Annotated in this window: 3 protein-coding genes; 2 read left to right on the top strand and 1 reads right to left on the bottom strand. The window is 67.1% G+C overall.

Annotation, left to right across the window (positions count from 1 at the left end; genetic code table 11):
* Positions 1-10: 10 nt before the first annotated feature.
* Complete coding sequence (locus QRO91_RS21950) at positions 11-823, top strand: phosphatase PAP2 family protein (RefSeq protein WP_285310571.1); 813 nt, start codon at positions 11-13, stop codon at positions 821-823.
* Positions 824-955: 132 nt separating this feature from the next.
* On the opposite strand, the gene QRO91_RS21945 is transcribed toward QRO91_RS21950, so the two are convergent.
* Positions 956-3,226 carry a TonB-dependent receptor gene (locus QRO91_RS21945; protein ID WP_049429163.1) on the bottom strand — a complete coding sequence of 757 codons (2,271 nt, stop codon included), beginning with the start codon at positions 3,224-3,226 and terminating at the stop codon, positions 956-958.
* A gap of 158 nt (positions 3,227-3,384) precedes the next feature.
* Between QRO91_RS21945 and QRO91_RS21940 the strand changes: the two genes are divergently transcribed.
* Positions 3,385-4,401: a TIGR00266 family protein gene (locus tag QRO91_RS21940; protein WP_049429164.1), complete on the top strand. Its 1,017-nt coding sequence runs from the start codon at positions 3,385-3,387 to the stop codon at positions 4,399-4,401.
* Positions 4,402-4,500: the final 99 nt, after the last annotated feature.

Below are 4,500 nucleotides of genomic sequence, written 5' to 3'. Positions count from 1 at the left end.
CCTTGTCCAGATAGCCCACGGCCTTGCCGTGGCAGTGGCCCTGGCCGGTTGTGCCGCCACCGCCGCCAAGCCGACCGCCGTCGAAGCCAACATCACCACCAAGGCCGTGGGCTATCTGGACAAGGATGCGGTCCCGGCCAGCCTGGACCTGGTGCCGGCGCCGCCGGTGGCCGGTTCGGCCGCCCTCGCCCTGGACGAACAGGTCAGCCGTGAAGCCCGCGCGCTGCGTGGCAGCCCGCGCTTCGCCCAGGCCGGCATCGATGCGGAACTCGGCTTCCCCGAAGGTGCAAACCACTTCTCCTGCGCCGCCGACATCGACGTCGATGCGGTGAAGACTCCGGCGCTGTATCGACTGCTGGAGCGCAGCCGGATCGACGCCAGCGCCGCCACCAAGGCGGCCAAGAACCACTACCAGCGCCCGCGCCCGTTCATGGTCAACGGTGAGCCGACCTGCTCGCCGAAGGATGAAGAAGGCCTGCGCAAGAATGGCTCCTACCCGTCCGGCCATACCTCGATCGGCTGGGCCTGGGCACTGATCCTGTCGGAGATCGTGCCGGACCGCGCCGATGCCATCCAGGCCCGCGGCCGCAACTACGGCGAGAGCCGCCTGGTGTGCAACGTGCACTGGCAGAGCGACATCCTGGAAGGCCGCTTCATGGGCGCCGCCGCCGTGGCCCGCCTGCACGACAACGCCGCGTTCAACAAAGACCTGCTGGCCGCACGCAAGGAGATCGCTGCCGCGCGCAAGGCCGGCCTGCACTCCAGCCGCGACTGCACCACCGAGAACGCGGTACTGAAGGTGCGCCCGCAGAGCGCGTTGTAAGCCATGCCTCTGTAGAGCCGAGCCATGCTCGGCTCAGAGCAGCCGAGCGCAGGCTCGGCTCTACATGAAGCAGGAAACAGAAGGGCCGGCATTACGCCGGCCCTTCTTCATTGCATCAACGCAGCGACCGCATCAGAACTTCGCGGTGAACTCCACGCCCCAGGTACGCGGCTCGTTGAGGAAGCCGGTCAGGTTGTTGAAGTCGATCGCACCGACCACGCGGGTCTGGTTGGTCAGGTTGCGGCCGAACACAGCCACGTCGTACTGGCCGTAATCCCAGTTGTAGCCCAGGCGCAGGCCGCCTTCCAGCGAACTACGGCCGCGGAATTCCGGCGACTCGTAGATGAAGAAGTTCACCGCACTGCGGTAGGCCCAGTCGGTGTAGGCGTACAGCTCGCTGCCGTCGCTGAGCGGGAAGCCTACGCGCAGGGTCGCGTTGTGGATCCACTTCGGTGCCTGCGGCAACGGGTTGCCGTTGACCAGCGCATAGGTCTGGCCGTTGATCACCGTGGTCGGGTCGGTAATGGTGCAGCCACCGCCGCAGATCGCCACCGCCAGGTTCTTGTCCTTGATCTCGGTGTCGTTGTAGCTGCTGCCGAAGGTCAGCAGGACGTTGTCGGCCAGGTAGGCCTCCAGGTCCAGCTCCACGCCCTGGCCGATGGTCTTGTCGGCATTGAGCAGGGTGGCGGTGTTGTTGCTGCCGCCCACGGCGATCAGCTGCTGGCCGTCGACGTTGTAGCGGAACACGCTCAGTCCCAGGCGCGCGCGGCGCTCGAACAGGTCGGCCTTGATGCCGGCTTCATACGAGATCACCTTCTCCGAATCGGCCTGCGACAGGCCCGGCGCGAAGGCCAGGCGGCCCTGGATCGACGGTGCGCGGAAGCCCTTGGCCACACGGGCGTAGGCGTTGATGTCATCGGTCAGCTTGTACACGCCGCTGACATCCCAGCTGACGTCGTTGACGTCGGTGTTGGCCAGGTACGGGCCGCTGACCGGGGTGCCGAACGGAACGGCCTGCAGCACGCTGGCGCTGAAGTCCTTCTTGTCCTGGGTGTAGCGCACGCCGGCACGCAGCTTGAAGCGGTCGGTGACATCGAAGTCGCCCGAAGCGAACACCGCCCACGCCTTGTTCCGCTGGTTCTGCACCACGTGGCCGGTCTGCGGGTTGCCCGGGGTCAGCGAGTCGTAGTTGAAGTTGTTGATGGTCACGTCTTCATCGAAGTAGAAGACGCCGGCCTGCCAGTCGAAGCGGCCCCATTCGTTGGACTCGATGCGCACTTCCTGCGTCCACTGGCGGTGGTGCGGCAGGCCGTCGGCAGACTCCGACGAGAACGGAATCAGGCCCGGGCCGTAATTGCCGGCACCGAGGAAGGCTGCACCGTAGCCACCGTCGATGTCACCACGGTTGAGCGATTCGGCGGTCTCGTAGCCGGTGATCGAGTGCAGGGTCACCGAGCCGAGGTTCCACTGCAGGCGCGCGCTGCCGCCCCAGGTGTCCAGGTCCGAGAAGTTGACGCCGTCGTTGGCCACCTTGTCGCGGTCGAAGTTCTCGACCAGCGAATTGCCGCCCTTCTGGATGATGTTGGCGCGGAACAGGCGCGCGGTGCCGTTGAGCTTGCGCTTGTGCAGGTTGAACAGCGCTTCGAAGTCGTCGCCTTCGTACAGGAACTGCACGCGGCCTGCGGATTCGTCATAGCCTTCGAAGCCACTGTTGGGAGCTCCGACGCGGGTGTTGTCGACCCAGTCGTCGCGGCGCTGGTAGATGGCCGAGACACGTGCCGACCAGCGGTCGGTCAGCGGGCCGCCGTAGGCACCCTGCACGTTCCAGCTGTTGTAGCTGCCATATCCCACGCGGATGTAGCCATCGGCATCCTGCGACGGGCGTGCCGAATCGAACTTGACCACGCCGGCCGGGGTGTTGCGGCCGAACAGGGTGCCCTGCGGGCCACGCAGCACTTCCACGTTGGCCAGGTCGAACAGCGGGAAGCCCTTCAGCAGCGGGCTTTCCTGCACCACGTCGTCGTACACCAGCGACACCGGCTGCGAGGCATTGAGGTCGAAATCGGTGTTGCCCAGACCGCGGATGTAGAAGCGCGGGAAGGCACGGCCGTAGGACGACTCGATGTTGAGGCTGGGCACGCGCGCGGCCAGGAAGCGGATGTCATCGCCGGCCGAGCCGAGCACATCCAGCTTCTCGCCCTGGATCGCGCTCAGTGCGACCGGTACGTCCTTGGCGTTCTCGACGCGGCGCTGCGCGGTCACCTGCAGGGCATCGAGGGCAACCGGATCCTTGGCGGCAGGGGTTTCCTGGGCGGCTGCTACCAGCGGCAGCAGGGCGGAAAGAGCGGCAACGAGGGGGCGCGCGACCGGAAGGCGGCCACGGGAAGTACGGGTCGGGGACATGGCGGTAGGCTGTGTTTGGAGGGGTGGTAAAACGGCGCTACCAGATAATTGTTGCAATACAGCACCTACGCCGCAAATGCCCGCCGTTCATGGCCCCGTCGCCGGCGCCCCCGGGGGCTCGCTAGACTCGGGGTTTCCACCGCGACGGACCCGCCGCCATGACCCAGTGGTACTTCCATGCCTCCGCCCAGGCCGAGCGCGTCGGCCCGCTTGATGACGAGGCCGCGCGCCGCTACGCGCAGGCCAATCCACGCGCCCTGGCCTGGTGCCAGGGCATGAGCGGGTGGACGCCGATCGCCGAGGTGGCCGGGCTGCAGGCGCCGGCCCCGGGCATGCCCAATACCCCGCCGCCGGTGCCGGCAGGCGCCAGCGGTCGCGCCGACGACATCGAGTTCCGCATCGTCGGCCATGAAATGCAGTTCGTGGAGATCGAGCTCGACCCCGGCGAGAGCGCCATCGCCGAGGCCGGCGCGCTGATGTTCAAGGACGCTACGGTGCAGATGGACACGGTGTTCGGCGCCGCCAACGGCGACCAGGGCGGCGGCTTCATGGGCAAGGTGATGGCCGCAGGCAAGCGCGTGCTGACCGGCGAGAGCCTGTTCGCCACCGTCTACACGCAGAGCGGGCACGGCAAGGGCAAGGTCGCCTTCGCCGCGCCCTACCCGGGCACGGTGCTGGCGATGAAACTGGACCAGCACGGCGGCCGCCTGATCTGCCAGAAGGACAGCTTCCTGGCCGGCGCGCGCGGCGTGCAGATCGGCGTGCAGTTCCAGCGCAAGATCATGACCGGCCTGTTTGGCGGCGAGGGCTTCATCATGCAGAAGCTGGAGGGCGACGGCTGGGTGTTCATCCACGCCGGTGGCTGCGTGGTCGAGCGCGAGCTGGCTGCCGGTGAACGCCTGGACGTGGATACCGGCTGCGTGGTGGCGTATCACCCCACGGTGGACATGGACGTACGCCGGGTCACCGGCATCAAGAGCATGCTGTTCGGAGGCGAGGGCGTGTTCCTGGCCACGCTGACCGGTCCAGGCAAGGTCTGGCTGCAGTCGCTGCCGTTCTCGCGCCTGGCTGGCCGCATGTGGATGGCCGCACCGCAGGGCGGTGGCCAGAGCCGCGGCGAAGGTTCGGTGCTGGGAGGTCTTGGCCGGATGCTGGACGGCGACAACCGGTTCTGACCCACTCGTTTGGTAGGTGCCGACCTTGGTCGGCACTGGAATCTGCGCGTGCCGACCAAGGTCGGCACCTACCGTACCTCTTTCCTGAATGGGCGAGGA

Source organism: Stenotrophomonas maltophilia group sp. Smal32, from assembly GCF_030237085.1.
Taxonomy (GTDB): domain Bacteria; phylum Pseudomonadota; class Gammaproteobacteria; order Xanthomonadales; family Xanthomonadaceae; genus Stenotrophomonas; species Stenotrophomonas maltophilia_Q.
The sequence above is the reverse complement of the archived record's forward strand: the minus strand, read 5'-3'. Positions and strand labels throughout refer to the sequence as shown.

Excerpts from the sequence above, each read along its gene's own strand:
- QRO91_RS21945 (WP_049429163.1), bottom strand. The coding sequence starts at position 3,226 with ATGTCCCCGACCCGTACTTCCCGTGGCCGCCTTCCGGTCGCGCGCCCC.
- QRO91_RS21940 (WP_049429164.1), top strand. The coding sequence starts at position 3,385 with ATGACCCAGTGGTACTTCCATGCCTCCGCCCAGGCCGAGCGCGTCGGC.